At 50.5% G+C, this 1,584-nt stretch carries 1 rRNA gene; it reads left to right on the forward strand.

The features are described from left to right. Positions 1–65: 65 nt before the first annotated feature. A 23S ribosomal RNA gene (locus tag ACODSV_RS36185) occupies positions 66–1,584 on the forward strand; the annotation flags it as partial.

A 1,584-nucleotide genomic window follows, 5' to 3' on the forward strand; every position in this document is an offset into this window, starting at 1 on the left:
TTGAGAAATTCGAATTTTCGGCGAATGTCGTCTTCACAGTATAACCAGATTGCTTGGGGTTATATGGTCAAGTGAAGAAGCGCATACGGTGGATGCCTTGGCAGTCAGAGGCGATGAAAGACGTGGTAGCCTGCGAAAAGCTTCGGGGAGTCGGCAAACAGACTTTGATCCGGAGATGTCTGAATGGGGGAACCCAGCCATCATAAGATGGTTACCTTACACTGAATACATAGGTGTAAGGGGCGAACCAGGGGAACTGAAACATCTAAGTACCCTGAGGAAAAGAAATCAACCGAGATTCCCTTAGTAGTGGCGAGCGAACGGGGACTAGCCCTTAAGTGGCTTTGAGATTAGCGGAACGCTCTGGAAAGTGCGGCCATAGTGGGTGATAGCCCTGTACGCGAAAATCTCTTAGTCATGAAATCGAGTAGGACGGAGCACGAGAAACTTTGTCTGAATATGGGGGGACCATCCTCCAAGGCTAAATACTACTGACTGACCGATAGTGAACTAGTACCGTGAGGGAAAGGCGAAAAGAACCCCGGAGAGGGGAGTGAAATAGATCCTGAAACCGTATGCGTACAAGCAGTGGGAGCCCACTTTGTTGGGTGACTGCGTACCTTTTGTATAATGGGTCAGCGACTTATTTTCAGTGGCGAGCTTAACCGAATAGGGGAGGCGTAGCGAAAGCGAGTCTTAATAGGGCGTCTAGTCGCTGGGAATAGACCCGAAACCGGGCGATCTATCCATGGGCAGGTTGAAGGTTGGGTAACACTAACTGGAGGACCGAACCGACTACCGTTGAAAAGTTAGCGGATGACCTGTGGATCGGAGTGAAAGGCTAATCAAGCTCGGAGATAGCTGGTTCTCCTCGAAAGCTATTTAGGTAGCGCCTCATGTATCACTGTAGGGGGTAGAGCACTGTTTCGGCTAGGGGGTCATCCCGACTTACCAAACCGATGCAAACTCCGAATACCTACAAGTGCCGAGCATGGGAGACACACGGCGGGTGCTAACGTCCGTCGTGAAAAGGGAAACAACCCAGACCGTCAGCTAAGGTCCCAAAGTTATGGTTAAGTGGGAAACGATGTGGGAAGGCTTAGACAGCTAGGAGGTTGGCTTAGAAGCAGCCACCCTTTAAAGAAAGCGTAATAGCTCACTAGTCGAGTCGGCCTGCGCGGAAGATGTAACGGGGCTCAAACCATACACCGAAGCTACGGGTATCACGTAAGTGATGCGGTAGAGGAGCGTTCTGTAAGCCTGTGAAGGTGAGTTGAGAAGCTTGCTGGAGGTATCAGAAGTGCGAATGCTGACATGAGTAACGACAATGGGTGTGAAAAACACCCACGCCGAAAGACCAAGGTTTCCTGCGCAACGTTAATCGACGCAGGGTTAGTCGGTCCCTAAGGCGAGGCTGAAAAGCGTAGTCGATGGAAAACAGGTTAATATTCCTGTACTTCTGGTTATTGCGATGGAGGGACGGAGAAGGCTAGGCCAGCTTGGCGTTGGTTGTCCAAGTTTAAGGTGGTAGGCTGAGATCTTAGGTAAATCCGGGATCTTAAGGCCGAGAGCTGATGACGAGTT

It is taken from the genome of Pseudomonas sp. FG86, from assembly GCF_057808775.1.